The sequence below is a fragment of the Crossiella cryophila genome (assembly GCF_014204915.1).
GTDB lineage: Bacteria > Actinomycetota > Actinomycetes > Mycobacteriales > Pseudonocardiaceae > Crossiella > Crossiella cryophila.
This window is the reverse complement of the sequence record NZ_JACHMH010000001.1, coordinates 736,543-759,764: the sequence shown is the minus strand read 5'-3', so window position 1 is coordinate 759,764 and position 23,222 is coordinate 736,543. Positions and strand designations below refer to the sequence as shown.

General features: G+C 70.6%; 21 protein-coding genes. 12 read left to right on the top strand and 9 right to left on the bottom strand.

Annotated elements, in window-relative coordinates:
- The first annotated feature begins 87 nt into the window (after positions 1–87).
- Together HNR67_RS03645 and HNR67_RS03640 are read left to right on the top strand one after the other, a co-directional pair.
- Entirely contained in the window at positions 88–966 is an 879-nt protein-coding gene (locus HNR67_RS03645) for a hypothetical protein (RefSeq protein ID WP_312986355.1), read from the top strand.
- A 45-nt stretch (positions 967–1,011) separates the two neighbouring features.
- The gene (locus HNR67_RS03640; protein ID WP_185000707.1) at positions 1,012–3,078 is read left to right on the top strand and encodes a tetratricopeptide repeat protein; all 2,067 of its coding nucleotides are present in this window, start codon (positions 1,012–1,014) and stop codon (positions 3,076–3,078) included.
- Here the strand turns inward: HNR67_RS03640 and HNR67_RS03635 are convergent.
- Both HNR67_RS03635 and HNR67_RS03630 read right to left on the bottom strand, forming a co-directional pair.
- The gene (locus HNR67_RS03635; protein WP_185000706.1) at positions 3,075–4,316 is read right to left on the bottom strand and encodes a hypothetical protein; all 1,242 of its coding nucleotides are present in this window, start codon (positions 4,314–4,316) and stop codon (positions 3,075–3,077) included. The two genes, HNR67_RS03640 and HNR67_RS03635, sit on opposite strands and share 4 nt — an antisense overlap.
- Complete coding sequence (locus tag HNR67_RS03630; protein WP_185000705.1) at positions 4,243–4,716, bottom strand: hypothetical protein; 474 nt, start codon at positions 4,714–4,716, stop codon at positions 4,243–4,245. The genes HNR67_RS03635 and HNR67_RS03630 overlap by 74 nt, the downstream gene beginning before the upstream one ends.
- 261 nt (positions 4,717–4,977) lie before the next feature.
- Here HNR67_RS03630 and HNR67_RS03625 point away from each other — a divergent pair, with 261 nt between their 5' ends.
- From HNR67_RS03625 to HNR67_RS03615, 3 genes are all read left to right on the top strand, one after another.
- Positions 4,978–5,511 (top strand): dioxygenase family protein, encoded by a 534-nt coding sequence (locus HNR67_RS03625; protein WP_312989513.1) that lies wholly within the window; start codon positions 4,978–4,980, stop codon positions 5,509–5,511.
- Positions 5,508–6,590, top strand: coding sequence for a hypothetical protein (locus tag HNR67_RS03620; protein ID WP_185000703.1), 1,083 nt, complete (start codon positions 5,508–5,510; stop codon positions 6,588–6,590). The genes HNR67_RS03625 and HNR67_RS03620 overlap by 4 nt, the downstream gene beginning before the upstream one ends.
- A gap of 92 nt (positions 6,591–6,682) precedes the next feature.
- Positions 6,683–8,782, top strand: a complete 2,100-nt coding sequence (locus tag HNR67_RS03615; protein WP_185000702.1) for a hypothetical protein — start codon at positions 6,683–6,685, stop codon at positions 8,780–8,782.
- On the opposite strand, the gene HNR67_RS03610 is transcribed toward HNR67_RS03615, so the two are convergent.
- The 3 genes from HNR67_RS03610 to HNR67_RS03600 are packed head-to-tail and all read right to left on the bottom strand — an operon-like array spanning position 8,764 to position 10,781.
- Entirely contained in the window at positions 8,764–9,939 is a 1,176-nt protein-coding gene (locus HNR67_RS03610; RefSeq protein WP_185000701.1) for a hypothetical protein, read from the bottom strand. The genes HNR67_RS03615 and HNR67_RS03610 overlap by 19 nt on opposite strands.
- Positions 9,860–10,396: a hypothetical protein gene (locus HNR67_RS03605; RefSeq protein ID WP_185000700.1), complete on the bottom strand. Its 537-nt coding sequence runs from the start codon at positions 10,394–10,396 to the stop codon at positions 9,860–9,862. The genes HNR67_RS03610 and HNR67_RS03605 overlap by 80 nt, the downstream gene beginning before the upstream one ends.
- A 37-nt stretch (positions 10,397–10,433) precedes the next feature.
- Positions 10,434–10,781 carry a hypothetical protein gene (locus tag HNR67_RS03600; protein WP_185000699.1) on the bottom strand — a complete coding sequence of 116 codons (348 nt, stop codon included), beginning with the start codon at positions 10,779–10,781 and terminating at the stop codon, positions 10,434–10,436.
- Positions 10,782–10,905: 124 nt separating this feature from the next.
- Here HNR67_RS03600 and HNR67_RS45525 point away from each other — a divergent pair, with 124 nt between their 5' ends.
- Positions 10,906–12,441: a sensor histidine kinase gene (locus HNR67_RS45525; RefSeq protein WP_185000698.1), complete on the top strand. Its 1,536-nt coding sequence runs from the start codon at positions 10,906–10,908 to the stop codon at positions 12,439–12,441.
- A complete protein-coding gene (locus HNR67_RS03590; protein ID WP_185000697.1) occupies positions 12,438–13,097 on the top strand; it encodes a response regulator transcription factor in 660 nt (219 codons plus the stop codon). Before HNR67_RS45525 ends, HNR67_RS03590 begins: the two co-directional genes overlap by 4 nt.
- On the opposite strand, the gene HNR67_RS03585 is transcribed toward HNR67_RS03590, so the two are convergent.
- Positions 13,064–13,660 (bottom strand): phosphatase PAP2 family protein, encoded by a 597-nt coding sequence (locus tag HNR67_RS03585; RefSeq protein WP_185000696.1) that lies wholly within the window; start codon positions 13,658–13,660, stop codon positions 13,064–13,066. The genes HNR67_RS03590 and HNR67_RS03585 overlap by 34 nt on opposite strands.
- Before the next feature lie 54 nt (positions 13,661–13,714).
- On the bottom strand, positions 13,715–14,101 hold the full coding sequence (locus HNR67_RS03580; RefSeq protein WP_185000695.1) for a hypothetical protein: 387 nt from the start codon (positions 14,099–14,101) through the stop codon (positions 13,715–13,717).
- Positions 14,102–14,446: 345 nt separating this feature from the next.
- On the opposite strand from HNR67_RS03580, the gene HNR67_RS03575 reads away from it, so the two are divergent.
- From HNR67_RS03575 to HNR67_RS03565, 3 genes are all read left to right on the top strand, one after another.
- Positions 14,447–15,112 (top strand): hypothetical protein, encoded by a 666-nt coding sequence (locus tag HNR67_RS03575; RefSeq protein WP_185000694.1) that lies wholly within the window; start codon positions 14,447–14,449, stop codon positions 15,110–15,112.
- Positions 15,113–15,114: 2 nt separating this feature from the next.
- Complete coding sequence (locus tag HNR67_RS03570; RefSeq protein WP_246492454.1) at positions 15,115–15,720, top strand: class F sortase; 606 nt, start codon at positions 15,115–15,117, stop codon at positions 15,718–15,720.
- 157 nt (positions 15,721–15,877) lie between these two features.
- Positions 15,878–16,921, top strand: a complete 1,044-nt coding sequence (locus HNR67_RS03565; protein WP_185000693.1) for an RNA polymerase sigma factor — start codon at positions 15,878–15,880, stop codon at positions 16,919–16,921.
- 159 nt (positions 16,922–17,080) lie between these two features.
- Here HNR67_RS03565 and HNR67_RS03560 read toward each other — a convergent pair whose 3' ends face one another.
- On the bottom strand, positions 17,081–17,539 hold the full coding sequence (locus HNR67_RS03560) for a hypothetical protein (RefSeq protein ID WP_185000692.1): 459 nt from the start codon (positions 17,537–17,539) through the stop codon (positions 17,081–17,083).
- A gap of 106 nt (positions 17,540–17,645) precedes the next feature.
- On the opposite strand from HNR67_RS03560, the gene HNR67_RS03555 reads away from it, so the two are divergent.
- A complete protein-coding gene (locus HNR67_RS03555; RefSeq protein WP_185000691.1) occupies positions 17,646–20,354 on the top strand; it encodes an NACHT domain-containing protein in 2,709 nt (902 codons plus the stop codon).
- Here HNR67_RS03555 and HNR67_RS03550 read toward each other — a convergent pair whose 3' ends face one another.
- Complete coding sequence (locus HNR67_RS03550) at positions 20,355–22,097, bottom strand: S8 family serine peptidase (protein ID WP_185000690.1); 1,743 nt, start codon at positions 22,095–22,097, stop codon at positions 20,355–20,357.
- Positions 22,098–22,246: 149 nt separating this feature from the next.
- On the opposite strand from HNR67_RS03550, the gene HNR67_RS03545 reads away from it, so the two are divergent.
- Positions 22,247–23,209 (top strand): LysR family transcriptional regulator, encoded by a 963-nt coding sequence (locus tag HNR67_RS03545; protein WP_185000689.1) that lies wholly within the window; start codon positions 22,247–22,249, stop codon positions 23,207–23,209.
- The last annotated feature ends 13 nt before the right edge of the window (positions 23,210–23,222 follow it).

Sequence of the window (23,222 nt, the reverse complement as noted above, 5' to 3'; positions counted from 1 at the left end):
ATCCCCTACGGCCAGGGCCGGGGGCAAGCGTCCCGGTTACCGTGCACCCGCAGGTGTGCGCGGAAGGGGGCGATGGTGGCCGGGATCGTGCTTGTCCACGGAATCGGGCAGGAAGACAGGGACCAGGCTGAGCTGGAGACGGCCATGGTGGGCGCGCTGGCGGAGGGGCTGGCCGCCGCGGGTCACCCGCAGCTGACCACGACCGCCCGGCTGGCCTACTACGCCGACCTGTTCAGCCGCCCCGGCGGCCAGGGCGGCGAGATCACCACCGGCACCCCGGAACAGGAGGAGCTGTTCGAGCGGCTCCTGCTCGACCTGCTCCGGCAGGCCGCCGAGCGTGGCCCGGAACCCGCCGACCGGCGCCAGGCCGAACGCGCGCTGCGCCAGGCCGACGGCGAGCACGCCGGCGCACAGGGACCGAGGGCGCTGATCCGCCCGCTGCTCAACGCGATCACCAGGGTCAGCACCTTCGGCAGGCACGGGTTCAGCGTGGCCGAACGGTATGTCCGGATGCCGTTGTGGCAGGTCACCCAGTACTTCACCGACGAGCGGATCCGGACAGCCGTGCGCGAGCGGGTGGCCGGGCTGATCGGCCCGGACACCAGGGTGGTGATCGCGCACTCGCTGGGCACGGTGGTCGCCTACGAGGCACTGCACCAGCTCGGGCGGCCACTGCCACTGCTGATCACCCTCGGCTCGCCGCTGGGCCTGCGCACGGTCATCTACGAGCGCCTGCGCCCGCAACCGGCCCGGGTGCCGCCGGGGCTGGCCCGCTGGGTGAACATCCTGGACCCGGACGACCTGATCGCCGCCCGGCCCGACCTGGCCCGGCTCTTCCCCGGCGCCGCGGGCGTGGTCGAGCCGCACGTGCTGGTGGACAACGGCCCTGAGCCGCACGCCGCGGGCGCCTACCTGCGTCAGGCGGCCACCGGTCGCCCGGTCGGGCAGGTTCTGCGCCAGCTGTGATGGAACGCGCACTGCTGGTCACCGGCCTGTGTAGGGTCGGGTGGCGTGGCGAAGCAGCAGGGGGACGGGACACAGAACTCGATCAGCGGTGATGTGCTCGGCAACGCGGTCCTGGCCAGGGACATCGAGTCGCTGACCATCAACACCGTGCCGCGGGCGGAGATCCCCCGGCACCTCCCTGCCCCTGATCCGCGGTACACCAACCAGGACCACCTGTTGACCGCCCTGGAGCGGGAGTTCCAAGCCGCTTTGGCCGAGGTGCGCCTGGCCAGGATCGCGGTCAACGGCCGGATCGGCAGCGGCAGGCGCAGCGTGGTCACCAAGGCGGGCCTGGACCACGAGGCGCTGTTCCCGGACGGGACGCTGTACATCTCGTTGTCCAGGGCGGAACGCGATGACCGGCTCGGCCCGGCGGCCACCCTGCGCGAGGCGCTGGCCGCGCTCGGGGTGCCCAGGGCGGAGATCCCGGCCGGTCTGGCCGAGCAGGCCGCGCGGCTGCGCACCCTGATGGCCTCGCGGCAGCTGCTGATCGTGCTCACCGATGTGCGCGACCGGACCGAGATCGAGCCGTTCCTGGCGAACTCACCGGGATCCGCGCTGGTGGTGATCGCGGACGAGCGGCAGCGCTGGCTCGAACGGGAAGCCTTCATCCCGCTGGAGGTGGCCGGGATGACCGAGCCGCACGACGCCGAACTGCTCCGCAAGCTGACCGGGGACCGGTTCGACCAGGCCGAGCCGAAGCTGGTGGCCACCGCGCTGGCCCGCTGCCATGGCAGTCCACAGTTGATCAAGATCCTGGCGGGGCTGTTCCACCAGGATCCGCGGCGTACCGAGCGCGACCTGCGGGAGTTCGTCGAGCTGGGGCTGGACGCGCTGGAGGTTGAGGACCAGGAGCTGGTCGTCAAGGGACTCCGGCTCGTCTGCGGGCGGCTGGAACCGGACGCGGCCCTGCTCTTCCGGCTGTTCGGCCTGCACCCGGCGCCGGTGGCCGGGATCGCCGACCTGCCGGACCTGGCCGGACTGTCCGAGCGAGCGGCCCGGCGGGCGCTGGACCAGCTGGTGCGGGCCAACCTGGTCACCGAGGACGGCGAGCAGATCCGGCTCGATCGGCCGGTGTGGTGGCACGCGCGGGCCGAGGTCAAGGCCGCCCTGCCCGAGCCGGAACGCCGGAGCACCGTCGAGCGGATCCTCACCCAGGCACTGCGGTCCACTGTGGACAAAGACGCCCGACTGTCCAGGCGGCCGCGGATCAACCCGCTGTACCTGCCCTACCTCTCGATGGACCTGGCCGACCGGGTGCGGCGGGCCGGGCTGCTCGCCCAGCTCGAACAGCAGCGCGAGATGTTGCGGCTGGCCGTCTTCCAGGCCGAGGAGTACCTGCTCCACGACCTGACCTGGCAGCTCTGCGAGGCGATGTGGGGCCTGCTGCACGTGCACGGGCACTACGAGGACTGGCTGGCCACGCACCGGGCCGGACTCGTCGCCGCGCGCCGGGCGGAGAACCCGGCGGCGATCATGCGGATGCTGTCCCAGCTCGGGTCCGCGCACTTCGCCGTGCGCGAGTACACGCTGGCCACTGCGGAGTTCCAGGAGGCGCTGGAGATCGCCGGGACACTCGGTGGCGAGGCCGGGTTGATCCAGGTGCAGAGCAGCCACGAGTGGCTGGGCAAGATCCGGGCCAGGCTTGGCGATGCCGAGGGCGCGCTGGCCTGCTACGAGCAGTCCTGGACGGCCGCGTTCGAGGCGCCCGCCGCGGAACGCCCACGCATGCTGGCCCTGCTCCGGCTGCAGCGCGCCCGGCTGTTCGTGGCGCAGCGGCGGTTCGAGGACGCGGTGCGCGAGCTGGCCGAGCCGGAGATCGCGGGCTTCTTCGACACCGCTGGCGAGTCGGACAACCGGGCGAAGGTGTTGCAGGTCAACGGCGAGGCACTGGCCGGTCTGGCCGATCCCGGCGCCGTCGAGGTGCTGCGCGAAGCGCTGACGATCTTCACCGCGGACGGCTCGCTGCGCAGCATGCTCACCGTGCTGCGCCTGCTGGCCGATCTCACCGGAGAAGACCAGTACCGGCAACCGATCCGGGAGATCAACGCGCGGCTCGGCATCGAGGACTAGCCGGGCGTCACCCGGACGACCACCCGCTGCGCCGCGACCTGCACCACGAACCGTGCCGGCAGCTGCTCGTGCAGGAACGCGGCGGAGGCGAGCACCAGCGGGTCGACGGCGGCTTCCGGGGTCAGCCGGGATCGGGTGCCGTCGCGGTGGTGCAGCAGGCAGCCCTCGGCGGTCAGTTCGGCCAGCATGGTGCAGAACGGGTTGGCCGCCAACAGGATCTCCGGACCGCCGCCCAGTTCCGCCGGGTGACAGAAGACGATCTCCGCGGCCTGCCGCAGTGCCGGGTCGGGGTGCTCGGTGTGCACCACCAGGTGCTGGTCGGTCAGCCGGGGCGCGGCCAGCGGCCGGGCCCGGAACACATCGGCCGGATGCCGCCGCAGGGTGACCACACCGTCCGCCCGACGGCCGCCGGTGACCCGGAAAGCCAAGGCGGAACCGGGTTTTCCATGGGTGTCGGGGACCAGTCGATCCGGGTCGAGCGGGGGAGTCAGCACCGGCTCAGCCGGTTCGGCCAGGCCCAGCAGTTCGTAGGCGAGCGCGCGATGCCGGGCGGCCGCCTCTCCCGGCAGGTCGGTGACCAGGTCGGCGACCGCGCGGTGCTGACCTGGCCGGAACCCGGCGATGACCTGGTCGAGCTGCGGGCGCAGCGGGCGGTCCCGGTCGAGCAGCGGCGCCCGCCTGCCCAGCTCGTGCACGCAGGTCCCCGGTGCCACATCGGTTTCCGGGAACGCGGCCAGCAGCACCGGATGGTCCAGCGCGGCCGCGTAGGTGGTCACCGCGCCGTGATCGCCGACCACCACGTCCGCGGCCACCAGCGTCGCGCCCCAGCCCTCCACCGGCGGCACCAGCAGCAGCCCGGCGCGCAGGCAGTCGGCCAGCCACAGGCGCAGCTGATGCGGGCTGTGCCCGAACCACACGTGCGGGTGCAAGATCGCGGCCACCCGGTACTCATCGGCCGGGAGTTCGGCGATGAGCTGGCGGAACAGGTCCGGCCACGACCCGAAGACCGAGCGGCTGAACCAGGTGGAGGAGATCACCACCAGCTGCTGGTGCGGGCGCACGCCGAGCCGTTCCCGGTAGCGCTCGCGCAGGAAGGCGCTGGCGCGCAGGCGGTCCAGGCACGGGTCGCCCGCCAGCACGGCGGTGCCGAGCGCCTCCGGCACGTCACGGGCCAGCCGGTGCCACTGCTCGCGGTGGGAAAGGACGAGGGCGTCCGGGATGACCTCGCCATCGTGCAACAGCCAGTCCCGGGTCAGACCGTAGACCGTGTTTCCGTTTTCCGTTTTCCGTTTTCCGTTTTCCGTTTTCCGTTTTCCGGGCTGAATTCTTAGTATAGCCGACGCCATGCGAGACAATCATCAGCGGCGCGCTGAGTTTACGCAGGTCGCCCCGGTGATTCGCGGTGATCGCGAGGTCGAACTTGCTGTCCAGCGCCTGGGTCCAGGAAATCGGCAGGATGCCGAGCTGGGCGAAGCAGTGGTCGACCCCGGTGGGAATGGCCGAGGCGTCCGGACAGGTGAAAAGCAGTTCGACGCGGAGGTCGGAGTCGAATATCGGCACCAGGTCCAGCAGCCGGTTGGCGGAGGCCACCGTGTGCACGACGAAGAGCACCCGGCGGGTGTCCTGGCGCGTCGACATGTCCAGACTTTAACCACGAAAGTCGCAAGGCCATCCGTCCTATGGGGGACCCCCGGCCCGGACGATCTAGTTTAACTTTGAATCATGTGGCGCGATGACGCACCAACACAGTCAAGTTCCCGACGACAGTTCATCCGATCCGGCGCGCTGGGGGTGACCGCGGCGGCACTGGTGGCCGGCGGGGTCACCGCCAGTGGCCAGCCCGCCGTGGCGGCCACGGGGCAACCGGTTCGGCCGCCAGGCGATGGTTCGCCGTTGCCGGTGACGCCGGCCTGTTCGGGGCACGAGACCCCGGCGGCGATGGAGGGTCCGCTGTTCCGGCCGGAGTCGCCGGAGCGGACCGACCTGCGCACCCCGTCCATCACCGGGGTGTTCCTGTCCTTGCGCGGGGTGGTCTACGACCCCGCCTGCAAGCCGATTCCCGGTGCGCTGCTGGAGTTCTGGCAGTGCGACCAGCACGGTGACTACGACGTCAGCGGGTTCTCGCTGCGCGGGCACCAGCGCACCGGGGCCGACGGTGGTTACCGGCTGGAGACGATCATCCCGCGGGACTACTACGGCCGCTGGGGCCGCCGGGCCCCGCACATCCACACCCAGGTCCAGGCCCCCGGCGGCCCGATCCTGGTGACACAGCTGTACTTCCCGGACAACACGGTGGCCTACGGGCGGGACTTCGCCGCGCTCAACGCCCAGGACGCGCTGATCAACCGATCCTGCACGATCCTGTTGAACGCCAACGGTTCCAGCGCCTATGGCGGCCGGTTCGACTTCGTGGTGAAGCGGAGCGTGCGATGAGCGGGCGGAAAGCGTCGCGCTGGGCCGCGACGACCATGACCGCGTTGTGCGCGCTGGGCATCCTGGCCGCACCCACCTCCAGCGCGGTGGCCCAGGACTGGCGGGCGCTGCTCACCCCGGTGGCCAAGGGCGACCTCACCGCGGTGACCGCACTCGGCGACACCCAGGCCTACGCGGTGGGTTATCGCCTGCGCGGCAACACCGCCGTGGACGCCCTGGCCCTGCGCTGGGACGGCCGGAACTGGACCCAGCACTCCACCCTGCCCGCGGAGAGCTTCCCGCAGACACTGGCGGTCCGCTCCACCACCGACATGTGGGCCGCGGGCGCGGGCACCGCCCAGTGGACCGGCTCCACCTGGATCCGCCGCACCCTGGCCAGTGACCCCGGCGGCGCCATGACCCCGGAATCCCTTGCCCTGGCGGAGAACAACGCGGTCTGGGTGGCGGGCAAGGCGGTCCCCGGCTCGATCAAGGACGCCACCCCCGCGCTCCAACGCTGGGACGGCACAGCCTGGCGCCGCCAGCCCCTGCCCGACCTGGGCAAGGGCGAACTCAACGGCATCGTCTCCCTCGGCGCGGGCCAGGCCCTCGCCGTCGGCGCCCAGTTCGCCACCCCATCCCAACCCCAACGCCCCCTGCTCCTACGCCTGACCAACGGCCAATGGCGCCCCGAACCAGCCCCCACCGTCACCGGCCACAGCTGGCTCACCGCCGTGACCAGCCTCGGCGCCAGTGAGGCCTGGGCAGTCGGCGCGACCACGACCAACGGCGTCGAACAGCCACTGGCCCTGCGCTGGAACGGCTCGACCTGGGCGAGCACCCGGGTTCCGTCCATTCCGGACGGTCGGCTGCGCTCGATCGGCCGGACCGCCGGTGGCGAGTTGCTGGCCGCGGGCGGCAAGGGGGCGGTTTCGGTGCTGCTGCGGTGGAATCCCGCCGCGAACGGCTGGGAGCGGCTGACCGATCCGGGGATCGTGACCAGGGCGGTGAGCACGGTGCCGGGGTCGAACGCGGTGTGGGCGGTCGGCGTTGGGCGGCGGGGCGATCTGGTGCCACAGATCAGGCACACCGTCCGCTGAGGACTCCGCCCGCCTCGCCCGCTCGTCACAAATCGTGCGGGCCCGGTGACCCTGTGAGTAGCCTGGCCTCGTCGATGACGGGGGAGCGGGCGATGCGGGACGGACAACCGAAGGTCCAGAATCAGGTCGAGCAGATGATGGGCGACCTGGTCCAGGCCGGTGTCGTGCACGGTGGCGTGCACGTCAACTACAACGGCTCGCTCTCCGCGGTGCGGCGGCCGAGCCTGCCGAGCGGACCGCGGACCTTGGTCAACCAGGTCGGCCCACTGGGCGCGCTCGACGCGTTGTTGCCGGACCGGCCGGATGAGCACGAACCCATCGTCGCGACGATCTCGGCCGGCCGGGGATTCGGCAAGACCGCGCTGTGCCTGTACTGGGGGAACCTGCGGGAACAGGAATTCCCGGACGGCCTGATCTACGCCAACTTCGGCGCCTGGACCGACCGCCCACGCGGCGCGGCCGAGGTGCTCGCCGACGTGCTGGAACAGCTGGGCTGCGCCAGAGCCGGGCAGCCGACCGACTTCGACGCGATGTCCAGCCTGCTTCGTGAGCTGACCAGGGACAAGGCATACCTGCTGGTGCTTGATGACGTCGTCGCGGCCAACCAGGTGGCCAGGTTGTTGCCGGGGCGGGGCCGTTCGGTGGTGCTGGCCATCGGCGCGGACAACCTGGCCGCACTGGAGGCACACGGTGCGCGGCCGATCGAGCTGGAGCCGCTGGAGCCGGAGATGGCCGAGCTGTTCCTCACTCTCGCGCCGCGGCTGATCCCGCTGATGACGGCGCAGGCCGCCGAGATGAAGGCCGTGATCGACCTCTGCCATGGCGTGCCGGTGCTGCTGGACGCGGTGCGCGCGATGCTGCTGGAGACCCCTGGCCTCGGTTTCCAGGACCTGCTCGACGAACTCGGCGCGGCCGGGCACGGCATGACCACGATGCTGACCTCCGGTGGTGAGCCGGTGGACGCGATCTTCGACATGGTGGTCGGCAAACTCGGGTTCGAGGCCGCCGCCTGCTACCGCTGTTATGGCCTGCACCCGGGGTTCGCCGCGCTGTCCGTCGGGGTGGTGGCCGAGGCCACCGGACTGACGGAAGCGGCGGTGCGCCAAGGGATGCGGGAACTTCAGCGGCGACGTCTGGTGCAGCCGCCGCAGGCGGACCGGTACGCGATGCACCTCTGGATCCGGTCGCATGCCACCCAGCTGGTGCGGCGGTTCCCTGCGGACAACGACGACGCGGTCCTGGCCAGGGCGGTCGGCTACTACCTGCTCGTCTGCACCGGGGTTGACGAGACGCTGTGCTCGCAGCGGCCGTGGCGCCGGAGGATGTTCGCGGATCTGCGGACGAGTGCCCGAGTTGAGCCGGAGAAGGCCCAGCGGTGGCTGCTCGTCGAGGTGGAGAACCTCCAGCCAATCGTGGAACTGGCCAAGGCGGCGGGTGCGCACGACAAGGTCGTCCGGTTCGGCATCACGCTGTGGGCGCTGTTCCTGGTGCTGAAGCGGCACCAGGAAGCGCTGGCGGTGTTCGAGGCGGCGGCGGAATCCGCCCGGCTACTGGGATCGCCGCTGGTGGAAAGCGTGCTGCTGACCCAGATCGGGTACGTGCACCGGCACTGCGAGGAGTTCGACGCCGGTCAGCGTGCCTTCGACGCGGGGATCGCGCTGGCCAGGGAGTCCGGGGACCTGGAGGCGCGGTTGACCGCGATTGAAGGGCTGGGTCTCATGCGCCTGGATCAGGGGCAGAGTCCGGCCGCGTTGGAGTTGCTGCGGGAGAACCTGGCCGGTGCGCGGGTGCTCGAGGACGAGCGCCGGACCGCGCTCGCCGCGTTCCACTGCGCCAAGGCGGAGGAACCGGACCGGGCGCTCGAACTGCTCGAAGCCGCGGCCGCGACTTTCAGCGAGCTGGCTGACGAGTACAACGGGGCGAAGGTCCAGCTCTGGCAGGGGAACAAGCTCATCGAGGCCCAGCGCCTGGCGGCGGCGGGCGCACCGCTCGCCGCCGCGCTGGACACGATGACCAGGCTGAACCGCGATTTTGATCGTGGCGAGGCGCAGGAGGCCCTGGCCGGGCTCGCTGCCGCGCGGGGTGAGGTGGAGTTGGCGCAGCGGCACTACCGGATCGCGGCGGACATCTACGCGGCACAGGGCCTGGTGCGCCAGGTCCAGCGTGCGGTGGCCTACCTGCGGGCTGCCTGAACGGTCCGGCCGCCGACCTCGATGGTCAGCTCCGCGGGCAACTCCCCCGCCACGCACAACACCGAAGCCACCAGCCGCCCGGCCAAGCCGTCGGCCCGGTAGCGGAAGAACCGGCCGTCCCGGGTACCCGCGAGCCAACTGTCCGCGTCCACCGGACCCGCCGCGACCTGGCAGGACGGCAGCGCGGCCAGGGTGGCGGTGATCCACTCCGGGGTGATCGGGGTGTGGGTGTGCAGGACCACCTCGGCCAGGTCCAGCCAGGCGCGGTAGGGCTCGGTGGTGTTGGTGGCCAGGTGGGCGCCGGGCGGCATGGTGGCCTGCTGGCGGAGGAGTTCGGCTGGGTGGCGGGTGATGGTGGCCTTGGGGAGGTCCAGGTCGACCTGGACCAGTTGGGCGGCAACGGGTTCTGGGGCTGCTGGGGGTTGGGGTGGGGCGGCGAGGTGGGCTGGGGTTTCGGGTTCGGGGAGGGGCAGGAGGTCGTAGAAAGCCTTGCGCAGCAAGGAAGCTGACTGGCCGGGGGCTGAGGTGGCGAGGCTGGTGACGGAGCTGGTGGTGGTCGGGTCGTGGGTGGCGATGGTGTGGTCGATTGTGCTGCGGAGGTCGGCTTCGGGGGCCAGTTTTGGGGCTATGGCGAGGAATTTGCCGACCGCGGAGTCCGGGTCGACGGTGTTGGCGGGGGCGGTGGCCAGTAGGACCGGGCGACCCAGGGCTGCGGCGTAGAACGAGAGGCTGGAATGGTCGCCGATTACCAGGTCGGCGGCGATGGTGGCGGCGCGCCAGCCTTCCTCCGGTGGCAGCACGATCGCGCCCGCTCGGGTGCATTCGGCCAGCCAGCGTTTGAGCTGCCAGCGGGAATGGGCGTCCCAGACCCCTGGGTGCAGGGCGACCGCGATCCGGTAGTCGTCAAGGGGGAGGGCTTCGAGTAGGCGGCGGATCAGCAGGGGATCGGTGCCGTACAAGGAATCCGGGCCCCAGGTGGAGGTGACCAGGAGCAGGCGCTGGGTGTCGGTGGCGCCCAGGGTGGCGCGGTAGCTGGGGCGCAGTGGTTCGCCCGCGAGCAGGCGGTCGAAGCAGGGGTCACCGGCGACCAGGGTGTGGCCCTCGGCCTCGGGTACGGCCTGGGTCAGGCGGGTGCGTTGCTCCTCGTGCGAGAGCACGATCAGTTCTGGGACCAGCTCGCCGTCGGAAAGCAGCCAGCGCGGCGAAAGACCGAAAACCGATTTCCGATTTCCGATTTCCGATTTCCGATTTCCGATTTCCGGGCGAGTATTTATTGTAGCCCATTCCGTGCGGGAGAACCACCAAGGGGCCCAACAGATCCCGCAGGTCACCGCCGTAGCTGGCGGCCAGCACCAGGTCGAACTCGACCTGGATCGCCTGGCTCCACGGAATGACCGCCATGCCCTGCTCGTGCAGCCATTCCTCGGTCCGCCCGGAGAACGCTGAGGAGCCCGGACAGGTGAACACCACCTGCACCCGGGGGTCGTCGGCGACCAGGGGCAGCACGTCGAGCAGGCGGGTGGCGGCGGTCAGGTTGTGCACTACCGCGAGCACGGTTCGTTCGGTCCGCACTGTTGTCCACTGTGGACTGTGCGGGCCGATCGGCACCTTCACCCACCGCTGCGCAGCCACGAGCGGCGATCTTACGGCCTCAGAACCGGATGTCGCCGTGGATGTCCCTGGCCTGCACCACGTTCCCGGTGACCTTGCCGGAGATGTGGTTCACCACCCCGCCGGTCTCGGCGTGCTGGGACACGTCCACCTTGTCCCACTCCCCGCGCAGTTTCGCCCGGAACGCCGGATCCGCCGCGACGATCCTGGCCAGCGCGGCGGTCAGTTCGAGCACCCGCGGCGAGTCCTCGGGTGCGCCGTCGGCCTCCGCCAGTGCCCGCTTGGCCTTCCGGTCGACCTCGAAGCGCACCTTGACCAGCTCGTACAGCCCGGCGTATCCGCCGGTGGCCAGCGCGGCGGCGACGTCGGCGAGGACTGGTTCCGGCATGGCTCTCCCAAGGCTGGCGGTCGCACTGTGTGTCGATGCTGGCACAGTGGGTGTCCGCGAGGCCAGCCGCTCCTTGACTTTCGGCAGTACCCGGCCCAAGGCCCGGCTGCGTAGCCTCGCGCTCGTGCGCTCTCGCTGGACCCGGTCGACGTTGCTGCTCGACCTGTCGCTGTGGCTGGCGTTCAGCCTGGTCACCGTCGGTGGCCTGCAGCTTCCCCTGACCAGTCCGTGGTTCTGGCCGGTGGTGGCCGGCCTGGTGCTGCTGGTCGGGGTGGCCGTGTTCGTCAGCCGGATCAGCCCGGCCCTCGGCCTGGCGCTGGCCCTGCTGGGCACCGCCTGGCTGCTCTACTTCGTCTTCCCGCTCACCGCGCTCAGCTTCCTGGCCGGCCGCCGCCCGCACCGCGGACCGCCGCCGCTGCTCTGGCTGGCCGGTGCGGTCACCCTCGCCGCGCTCGGCCTGACCCTGGCCACCCAGCCGGTCGGCGAGCTGTTCACCGGCGTCTACGTGCTGCTGTTCGCGGTGATCTTCCCGGTGCTGGCCGGCCGCTGCTGGCGGCTCTACCAGGAGCTGGTCTCCGCCGGCTGGCGGCGGGCCGAGGAACTGGAGAGCCAGCAGCGGATCCTGGCCGACCGGGCCCGGCTGCGCGAGCGGGCCCGGATCGCCCAGGACATGCACGACTCACTCGGCCACGAACTGAGCCTGATCGCCCTGCGCGCGGGCGCCCTGGAGATCGCGCCCGACCTGGGTGAGCGGCAGCGCACCGCGGCCGGGGAACTGCGGGCCACCGCCACCGCGGCCACCGAATCCCTGCGCGACATCATCGGCGTGCTGCGCGATGAGACCGATCCGGTGCCGCTGGAGCCGGTCGGCGAGCAGGTCGCCGAGCTGGTCGACCGCGCCCGCGCCTCCGGCATGGCCATCGACCTGGTGAGCACCGGCACGGCCACCCTGCCGCCAATGGTGGACCGCGCGCTCTACCGGGTGGTGCAGGAGGCGCTGACCAACGCCACCAAGCACGCCCCCGGCGCATTGGTCACCGTGCGGGTCGAGCACGGCGCGGGCGAGACCGCGGTGTCCGTGGTCAACGAGCAGCCTCGGCAGCCCGGCACCGGACTGGCCTCAGGGCAGCGCGGCCTGCTCGGGCTGCGGGAACGGGTCCGGCTGCTCGGCGGCAGCCTGGAGGCCGGGCCGCACCAGCGTGGGTTCCGGGTGGCCGCCCGGCTGCCACACCGGAGCAGATCCGTTGCCCCGCAAGCGGATCCGCCCGAACGCTCGGAGTCGGCCAGTCAGCTGGCCAAGGCCCAGCGCCGGGTCTGGCGCGGACTGCTCGCCGCGGTGTTCATCCCGGTCGGCGCCGGCATCGTGCTGGTGCTGGGCGTGCTCGCGGTCTACCTGTTCATCACGGTCAACTCGGTGCTCAAACCCGGCCCGTTCGCCGAGCTGCGGACCGGCCAGACCAGGGCCGAACTGGCCGAGGTGCTGCCGCGCTACGAGATGGCCGACCCACCGTCCGAGCTGGGGCTGCGGCCGGAGGCGGGGGTGCGCTGCGCGTACTACCGTTCCTCGACCGGCGTGTTCAACCAGGTCGACGTGCACCAGCTCTGCTTCGCGGGCGAGACGTTGATCCTCAAGTACGTGATCCCACGGGGGCTGCGGTGATCCGAGTGGTGCTGGCCGACGACGAGGCGGTGATCCGGGCCGGGGTCCGGGCCATCCTGGCCGTCGACCCCGAGATCGAGGTGGTCGGCGAGGCGGCGGACGGGCAGGCGGCCGTGGAGCGGGTGCGCGAGCTGCGGCCGGACGTGGTGCTGCTGGACATCCGGATGCCCAAGCTGGACGGACTGGCCGCCTGCGCCGAGATCCGCCGCCTGGTCCCGGCGACCGCGGTGGTCATGCTCACCACCTTCTCCGAGGACGCCTACATCGCCCGTGCGCTCGGCGACGGGGCCAGCGGCTTCCTGCTCAAGGCAGGCGACCCTCGGGAGCTGATCGCCGGGGTGCGCGCGGTGGCCGAGGGCGCGGCCTACCTCTCGCCCAAGGTGGCGCACCGGGTGCTCACCGAACTCAGCGGCGGCCTGATGGCCCGCGGCGCGGCCGCCAGGGAGCAGACCGGCAGGCTCACCGAACGCGAGCGGGAGGTGCTGGCCTTCCTCGGCGGCGGCCTGTCCAACGCCGAGATCGCCCGCCGCCTGCACCTGGTCGAGGGCACCGTGAAGGCCTACGTCAGCACCATCCTGAGCAGGCTCGGCGTGCGCAACCGGGTGCAGGCGGCGATCCTGGCCTACGAGGCCGGACTGGTCCGCGGCCTGGACTGAACCCAGCGCGCCAGCACCGGTTCCAGCAGCTGGATGCCCAGGAAGGCCAGCGCGGGCGCGAACACCAGGCCGAGCAGGAACCCGGCCAGCACGTCGTGCGGGTAGTGCACGCCGAGGAACACCCGCGAGTAGGCCATCAGCACCGCCAGCGGCAGCAGCCACAGCGCGGTGCGCCGCCACACGTAGGCCAGCGCGGCGGCCGAGGCGGCGGCCAGGGTGGCGTGGTTGCTGGGGAAGGACCAGTCGCCCACCGGCGGGCAGTGCGTCAGCACCGCGGCGCCGGTGACCGCTCGGCAGGGCCGTTCCTCCTGCACGATCAGCTTGAGCACCTCGGAGAGCAGGTAGCCGCCCACCACCGCCAGCGGCACCGCGAGCGCGGTGGCCAGTGCGGCCGGCGTGCGGTCGCGGGCCCGCCAGAACAGGATCAGGAAGAAGGCGCCGAATACGAAAAGGCCGCCGTCGGTGCCGAATTCGACTGCCGTACGCACCCATTCCGGGGTACTCGCGGCGAAACCGGTGACTGCGCGGTAGAGGTCGATGCTCACGTCGGGTATCAGGGACACCTACCGAAAGTTAGGTAGCGCACCCCGCTCTCCACAGTGCGCGATCGGCAGCGGTTACCCCTGACTTTCGTCAGGTCCGCGGGCCTCCGCCGAACGCGCCCATGGGGTCGGCTGCGGCCAGTTCGGCACCAGCGCCACGGTGAGTCCGGCCAGGGTGGCCAGCGCGACCAGCCAGCCCGCGTGGCTCTCGCCAAGGGCCAGCATCCGGGCCCCGGCGAAGAACACCACCACGCCCGCCACCTTGGCCACGCTGGGCTCATGCCGCACCACGTAGAGGAACAGGCTGAACGCGAGCAGTGCCAGGTACTGCAGGGCCGCGTCACCGTGGGTGCCCAGGGCGAGGGTGAACACCTGGAGGCCGAGCAGGAAATAGGCGAAGGCCCAGGCGCGCCCGATCCGGCCGCGGGTCCGCCCGACCCGGCGGCCGACCCGTGCACGCACCGTGGGAACTTGTTGCGCCGCACCGGATCTCATGGTCTCGAGTACCCCCTCGCCGGGGTTCTACGCGTATCTTCAGCGCACGCTCAGGAGCCGCGCCTAGAATGATCATCGCCGGTCGCGGTGAGTGAGGACACCGCGACCGGACCATTCTACGCCGGGCGACGTCTGCGACAGTGTGTATCGGTTGTCCGATGTCGATCGTTACGTCACTTTCCGGTGCTTTTTCTCACCCCATTCCGGTTACACCTTGAGCTGCCTCTTCGGGCAAGCTCACGCCATCCCAACCGGACTTCCCGGGGGGACTGGGATCGCGCCTGGGGGCGCGTACACATTTTGGGGAATACCTTGAAGAAGCCTTTGGGCCTGTTGACCCGCGCCGTCGCCGGCGCGGCCGTGCTGGCTGTTGTCGCCGCGCCGATGGCGCTCGCGCAGACCAGCACCCCGACCACCCCGCCCGGCACCACCTCCTCGGCGGCGGCCACCACCACCTCCAGCTCGGTGCCGACGACCTCGCCGTCCAGCACCAGCCCGGTGACCAGCACCACCTCCAGCCCCAAGCCGACCACGTCGACCTCCTCGACCCGGCCGACCACCTCGACCAGCGAGAAGCCGGACCCGAGTGGCAAGCCGTGGCAGGACCAGATCTTCGGCCTGGTCAGCAACCCGAACGACCCGACCCAGGCCGCGATCGTGCTGGGCTGCGCCGCCGGTAAGCCGACCGACATCAGCTCGGTCGCGCTCACCATCGACGAGGCCATCCAGAGCGAGGTCGACCCGCGCGTCTACGTCGCGCTGGCCAAGCTCAAGGCCGGTGTCGAGCTGGGCGAGTACCAGATCACCGCCAAGTGCGGCGCCAAGACGCTGACCTTCTCCTTCCGCGTGATCGGCGAGGAGAAGCCCGGCGGCGGCAAGACCCCGGTGCTGGGCAAGCCGGGCAAGGGCAAGAAGAACTCGCAGATCGGCTTCACCCCGCGCGGCGGCGTGGAGACCGGCTTCGGCGGCACCGCCTGAGCATGCAGATGACCAAGAGCGGCGGTGGCCGCGGACTCGTGGCCACCGTCCTGCTGGCCACCGCGTTGCTGGTGGGCGCGTGTGGCGGCGGCGAGCCCGCCACCCCGCAGAACCCCGCGCCGCAGACCAGCACCTCGGCAGCGGCGGCGGCCGAGACCAAGCTCAAGCCGACGGATGTGCGCATTCCCAAGCTCAACGCGCAGTCCTCGCTGATCAGCACCGCGATCAACCCGGATGGGTCGCTCGAGGTGCCCAAGGCGGACAAGCCGATGCAGGCCGCCTGGTACCGGATGAGCCCGGTGCCCGGCGACAAGGGCCCGGCGATCATCCTCGGCCACGTCGACGGCAACAAGCAGCCCGGCATCTTCTACAAGCTGCACGAGCTGGCCGTCGGCGATGAGGTCTTCGTCAAGCGCAGTGACGGCAAGGAGGTGAAGTTCGTCGTGACCACCAAGGAACAGAAGCCCAAGAACGAGTTCCCGACCGAGGCGGTCTACGGCGACAGCCCCGACCCGATCCTGCGCCTGATCACCTGCGGCGGCGCCTTCGACAAGGCGGCGCACAGCTACCAGGACAACGTGATCATCTCGGCCAAGCTGGTCGCCTGAGATATCCCGCGTCGCGGGCCTGGTGCGGAGTTCCGCACCAGGCCCGCAACTGCGTACTGGAAGAAATCATCACTAAGGCCATATAACGACGCTGGCTGGTCCGCGCGGGCGTGTGTCACGATCGTGCTCCAAAATCGCGCCGACCTGGGGGCTGTGCATGGACCAGGAGCGACTTGCCGCCGCCACCCGACAGGCAGTTGTTCGCATCCGCGCCGCTGGCGCCAGCAAGGAACAGGCCGAGGACTGCGTGCAGGACGCGGTGGTCGACCTGCTGGCCGGGGCGCACCGCACGCCGGTGGAACGCCCGGAGGCCTGGCTGACCACGGTCTCCCGCAGGCGGTTCGTCGACCAGCTGCGCCGCCGCCGACGTGAGCAGACCGCGCTGGCCCGCAGTGACGCGCAGACCCGGATCACCGGCAGCGACCCGTCCGAGGCCATCGCCGACCGGGACCAGGCCCGCTGGATGGCCGCCGCACTGGACGAGCTGCCCAGCACCACCCGCGAGGTGGTGCAGCGCGCCGGCGCCGGCCTGTCGCACCAGCAGATCGCCGCCGAACTGGGCCTGAGCGCCCGCTCGGTGGAATCCCACCTGACCCGCGCCCGCAGGCTGCTGCGCAGGCTGGCCGCGGCCGCGGTGCTCCCGGCCTGCCTGGCCGCAGGCGGACTCTGGCGCTGGCTGGGTGCAGGGAAACTGGCCGGGGTCAAGGTCGCGCTGACCGCGGTCTCGGTCCCGCTGGCCCTGGGCTCGCTGGCCGTGCTGCCCAGCCTGCCGGGCATCGGCCCCGCCCCCGAACCACCCCCGCTGGCACTGGTCGAGCTGCCCAAACCGATCTCGCCCGACCCCGGCCCGATCAGCGGCATCACCCCGGTCAACCCGGCCCAGCCCGACACCGCCCAGAACAACCCCACCCAGAGCAATCCCACCCAGAACAACCCGGCCCAGCCCAACTCCGTCCAGCCGCCGCCGGACGCCGCGACCCCCGCGCACCCCGGCGGCGAGGGCAAGCCACCGCCCGCGGCGGGCAAGGACAAGGCCAAGCCACTGATCGGCAAGGGCAAGTACGCCGGTCGCGGCGGACCGAAATTCCGGAGTTTCGGCTGGTCGCAGCACAAGTACGGGCAACCGGCGGGAAATCGGGAAGATTTTTTTGCGGGACGTGGCGGTCCCGGACGACAACACAGTGGTGGGCCCCGGCACTGACCATCCGCGCCAGCACGCGTGGACGCGCCCACCAGCACCGGAGACCTCCTGGCCGAGGCTCACGCGCTGCCCCTGGCCAGGCGGATTCCGGTGTGAGGTCACGGTGGGGTCGGTGTCAGGGCCCCGATCCCGACTCCACCGTGGCCTCCCTGAACCGGACTAGACGGCGATGACCGCGAACACCGAGGACGAGGCCGCCACGTAGACATCGGTCTCCGGCGCGAACACCCGCAGCGTCAACGAGGTCTGCACCCGCAGGGACAGCGTGAACGTGCCGTTGGGGCGGCAGGGGCTCGGGCTGCCCAGGTTCACCCACAGGCCCGCGGTGGTCTGCGACTGCAGGATCACCGAGCCGAACAGGGCGGCCGAGCGCTCGCCTGCCAGCTCCTCCAGCGAGCCGTCGATGCTGAACTCCTCGCCCTTCTTGACCTTGTTCTGCTTCTTCGCCTTGGTGTTGACCTTGGCCTTCTTCTTCGGCCCGTGCTCGGCCGTGGCGACCCCGGACTCCGCGGTGGCGGCGGCGGCGACCGGGGCCAGTGCCAGCGCCCCGCAGGCCACCAGCAGCGCCATGAACAGTCGAAGGGACCGGGACCGGATCACCGAGAAGTTCTCGCTCATGGCATGACCACAGCGAACCCGCGGCCGGACCGCCACTCGAGAGTCCACTTCGGACCCTGGAGGGTGACAGCCCCGGCGGGTCGCCAAGCGGTGTTCAATGAACCGGGTGTTGGTCGAAACCGCCCTGCTCAAACTGGGCACCGCCGCCGTCCGCACCGCAGCCAAGCTGTGGCTGGCCGACGACAAGATCGCCGCCGAGGTCGGCGCCAGCGCGGTGGACCTGGTGTCCGAGCGGTTCGGCAGCCAGCGGGACAAGCGCCGTTTCGCCCGGATGGTGGAGACCTTCGCCGAGGCCGTGGTGGACCGGCTCGAACCCATCATCGACACCGAGTTCGCCGGCCTGCCCGAGCACGAGCGCACCGCCGCGGTGCTCGCCGTCCAGGACACCTTCGAGCAGGCCGCCCTGGTGGACAAGGACCTCTTCGCCGCCGACCTGGACGCCCGGCACCTGGACCGCGCGCTGCGCCGCCAGGCCCCCGGCCACGACGCCCTGCTCGCCACCGACGCCAAGGTGCTCTACGAGCTGCTGCTGCGGGAGTCCTGCGGTTACGTCATCGAGATCGCCCGCGGCCTGCCCACCTTCAGCACCGCCGCGCTGACCGAGTTGCTCAAGCGGGACACCGAGATCATCAACGGCATCCGCGAGGTGCTGGCCCGCCTGCCCCAGCGCGACCGCGGCGCAGGTTTCGACTACGACTACCGCCAGCAGGTGGCCCGCAAACTCGACTACGTCGAACTCTTCGGCGTCACCCTGGACGACGCCAGCAGGCGCTACCCGCTCAGCGTGGCCTACATCAGCCTCACCGCCGACACCGAGGACGGCAGACCGGCCAGGGTCGAGGAACTGCTGGCCAGGAGCAACAAACTCTTCATCCGCGGCGAGGCGGGCCTTGGCAAGACCACCCTGCTGCACTGGATCGCCGTGCGCAGTGCCCGCCGCGACTTCCCGGACACCCTGGCCGCCTGGAACAACACCATCCCGTTCTTCGTCCCCCTGCGCCGCTACGCCGACCGGGAACTGCCCACCCCGGAACGATTCCTGGACGAGGTCGGCAGGCACATCGCCGACGAGATGCCCAAGGGCTGGGTGCAGCAACACCTCCGCGGCGGCCACGCGGTGGTCCTGATCGACGGCGTGGACGAGCTGGCCCCCACCCGTCGTGAAGAGGCCCGCGACTGGCTCCGCTACCTGACCCTGTCCTTCCCCGAGGCCCGCTGGGTGATCACCTCCCGCCCGGGAGCCGCCCAACCGGACTGGCTGGCCACCGACGGCTTCCTGAGCCTGGACCTCCAGCCGATGACCCCGGCCGATGTCCGCACTTTCGTGCAGCGCTGGCACGCCGCCATGCAGTCGATGTGCGCCGACGACGAGGCCAAGAGGGAAATCGAGTCCTACCACCAGAACCTGCGCACCCAGTTGGACACCCGCAACCACCTCCGCCGCCTGGCGGGCTACCCGTTGCTGTGTGCCTTGTTATGCGCGCTGCATAAGGACCGCCGGGCCGCGCTGCCGGACAACCGGATGGAGTTGTACGAGGTCGCCCTGCACATGCTGCTGGAACGCCGAGACGCCGAACGCAGGCTTCCGTCGCCACCCGGCCTGAACCGCACGGAGAAAACCCTGCTGCTGGGCGATCTCGCGTACTGGCTGATCCGCAATGAGCGCAGCGACATCGAAACCGACCGGGCCATCGAGCATCTCGGCCGTCGCCTGAATTCCATGGCCCAGGTCCAAGCCGGAGCGGAAGAGGTCTACCGGCACCTGCTGGTTCGCTCCGGCCTGCTCCGCGAACAGGTGGAAGGCCGGGTGGACTTCGTGCACCGGACCTTCCAGGAATACCTGGCCGCCCGCTCGGCCATGCAGGACTTCGACGACGTCGACCTGCTGCTGAAGAACGCGTCCAGCTGGCACGAGGTCTTCGTCCTCGCCGTCGGCCACGCCTCCAGCCACCAGCGCGAGGCCCTGCTCACCGGCCTTACCGCGACCAAGGGCAAACGCAATCTCCAACTGCTCGCCCTCGCCTGCCTGGAAACCGCCCCGGACCTCAATGCCGAGCTGCGTGCCGAGATCAAGCGTCAAGCCGCCGACCTGGTGCCACCGAAGTCCCGTACCCAGGCCCGGGTGTTCGCCTCCGCCGGAGCCTTCGCCCTCGACCTGCTCGCGAACGCCAATCCCGGCACGGACAAGGAAATGGTGGCGACCATCAGAGCACTCGCGGAGACCGAACTGCCCGAGGCGATACCGCTACTGGCCAGATTCGCCGAGGCCAAGGGAACAGCCCGGCGCGAACTGCTGGCGGCGTGGGACCGGTTCGACCGAGACGAGTACGCGCGGGTCGTGCTCGCTGAACACCAGACCGTGCTGCTGGTGCAAGACGTCGATCCGGCATTGCGTCATCTGCGCGGGCTCCGGCGCCTGTACGTTTCCAAGGGCGGCGACCTGCGATATGTCCCGCCTGGCGTGCGCGAACTCGTCGTGACCGGGCCGACCGAGCTGAGCACGCTGCCCGCATTGCCCAAGCTGCGAATGCTCCGCCTGAGTCGCATCGAGGACATCAGCGATCTGTCCCCGCTCAGAGCCGCGCCTCGGCTTGAGTACCTCATTCTCGATCCGAACGGAAGCCCGGCGAACCTTGACGTGGCCACGCTCCTTGCGATGAAGGCCCTGCGCCGCCTGGAGATCACCTGCGCTGATTCCACTGTTCTTGGCGGCCCGCTGTATGACCGCGCCGAGCTGCAGGTCATTTGGCGGCCTCGAAACGACGATCGCCCCGCAGACCCAGAGGATCCGCGGGGCGACCGAAAAACCCAGTGACTACTTGGCGAACTCCGCGCCGCGGGTCACCGCGTTCCACGCGTCCACGATCCCGTGCCCGTAGAACCCGTTGAACTGCGTGGTCCCCTCACAGGTGGCCGTGAACTCCGCGCTCCGGCCCTCCTTCAGGTAGTCCACCGTCCGCGGGGTCGGGCAGGGGCGCTTCTGCGCGGTGCCGTAGAGCACCTTCTCCACCTTGTCCGGCGCCAGGGTCAGGGTGCCGGGGTGCTTCTTGTCGTTCTTGCCGTACTGGCTCACGATCAGGGCCGCCACACCGGCCGCGTGCGGGGAGGCCATCGAGGTCCCCTGCAGGTAGTGGTAGTAGCCGACCTTGTCGCCCTGCACGTACTTCTTCACCCCGGCCGTCACACCCGCGGGCGTGATGTTGCCGTCCGCGTCCACCAGGCTCTCCGCCTGCAGGACGTTCTTCGGGTACGAGGACAGGATGCGGTTCTCGTTGGTGCTGAACCACGGGGTGCCGAAGTAGTCGCGGGTGTAACCGCCGGGGGCGGCCACCGAGATCTGCTCCAGGCCGTAGTTGGAGAAGTCCGACTTCTTGCCGGACGGGCCGAGGCTGGACACGCCGATGGTGTGCGCGCCCTCGACCGGCAGGTCGAAGCAGCTCGCGTTGTCGATCGGGCGGTCGTGGGTGTTGCCGGCCGGGAAGTTCGGGCTCGACTTGTCGGTCCGCGGCTTGCCGAGGTCCTCGTGGTTGTTGCCGAGCGCGCCGACCAGGGTGACGCCCTTGTTGTGCGCGTAGTTCAGCGCGCGGTTGATCGTCTTGATCGTGGTGCGCTGCTCGAGCTGCTGCTCGGGGGTGTCGGCCGGGTTGGCCACGCAGTTGAACGCCCACGGGTCGACGTAGAAGGACATGTTGATCACGTCCAGGCCCGCGTCCGCGCCGTAGGTCAGCGCGTCCACGACCGGCTGCAGGAAGAAGAAGCCGCTGTCCTGCCCGCCGCGGATGTTCACCAGGGTCACGCCGGGCGCGACGCCGGAGACGCCGAAGCCGTTGACCGCCGCGCCGATGGTGCCCGCGACGTGCGTGCCGTGGCCGCTGTCGTCGTGGTCGTTGGGGTCAACGCAACCGCGGTACTCGCAGTCGCCGTCGACCACGGCGCCGTTCTCGTCATAGGGGATGTCCGTGGTGAAGTTGCGGGACAGCTCCTTGGAGAAGTTCGGCGCGATGTCCGGGTGGCTGCCGTCGATCCCGGTGTCCAGGATGCCGACGGCGACCTTCTTGCTGCCGGGCTGCTTTGAGCGAGCCAGGTCGGAGCGGAGCATCTTCAGGCCCCACAGCGCGTCGTCCATCGGGTCCATGCCGACGGCGGCCGGGGCCTTCTTCTCCTCGGGAGCCTGCTTGCCAGCGGACTCCTTCTCCACCGCGTCCCGCTTGGCCTTCTCCAGCTTCTGCTTGGGCGCCTGGCCGACCGGCCGCGCCCTGGTCGCGCCGCCCACGTCCTTGTTCGCGGCGACCTGGGTGATGAAGCCCTGCTGCGGGGCCCGCACGACCAGGGCGCCGATGGCGGCGTTCTCCTTGGTCACGGTGCCGCCGGCAGCCTGCACCGCGCTGATGGCGGCTTCCCGGCTGGCGCCGTCGGCGACCAGCACGGTGTAGTCGGACTGGGCCTGCTGGGATGCCGTGCCCGCGGCACCCGCCGGGCCACCGGCCAGCAGCAGGGAACCTGCCACGACCGGCACAGCCAGCCCGGCTGTCAGGATTTTCTTGACCTTCACGTTCATTGCCTCCTCGACGTGGCCCGGCTGGACACCTCCGTGTCCAAGCGGCACGCTCACGGAACGAACTGCGGTTATGCGCCGCGCGCATTGCAACAGCGGCCGACGGACAAGCGGAAATACCAACGGGTGACCAAGATTGATGCAGGGTGGGCATGGATATCGAGTTCCGGCATCTTAAGGCTTTCCGGGTGCTCGCCGAGGAGCTGAACTTCACCCGCGCCGCGGCACGTCTGGGTGTTCCGCAGTCGGGTCTGTCCCGCCAGGTGCAGCGGCTGGAGCGCAGCCTGGGCGCCACCCTGCTGCGGCGCAGCACCCGCGCGGTCGCGCTCACCCCGGCCGGGCACGCCCTCTACAGCCACGCCCGGCGGGCCGAGGAACTCGCCGAGCAGCTCAGGGCCGATGTCACCGCCGCGGGTCAGGGGCAGGTGCAGCTCCGGCTGGCCACCTATCCGATCGGCGTGTCCGAGCTGACCGCCCGGCTCACCCAGGCCCTGCCCGAGGTCCAGGTGGCCACCCTGACCACCACCCCCGACCTGGCCGTGCAGGCCCTGGAGCGCGGGGAAGTCGATCTCGCGCTCGGTTACGGGCCGCCAGGGGCGCAACCCTCGTTACCGCCGGGTGCCCAAGCCGAAATTCTGTTGCATGAACCGATTTACGTGGCCCTTTCGGCTGCCCATCGGTGCGCCGGGGCGGATTCGGTGCACCTGGCCGAACTGGCCGTGGACCGCTGGGTCGCGCCGCCGCCGGACACCGTGCTCGCCCAGGTGTGCACCGCCGTGTTCGCCTCCGCCGGAATTCGCCCGCACGTGCTACACGTGGCCGATTCCTCGAACACGGTGCGCAACCTCGTCTCCTCCGGGCAGGCGGTCAGCCTGGCCACTCCGCTGGCCGGGGCGTGGCCGGATGACAACGTGGTGGTGCTGCCGGTGGACCCGCCCATTCACCGTCCGGTGTGGGCGGCCTGGCTGCGCCGGTTGCCGGCCGAGGTGGTGGACAGCGCACTCGGCGCGATCTGCGCGCATTACGCCCAGTTGGCCGAGCGGGCCGGTGACTACTGGTCACGGGCGAAACAGGAGGAGCTGCTCCGCGGCCGACACTGGCCGAGCGAAAACTGAAGAGATCCTCAGT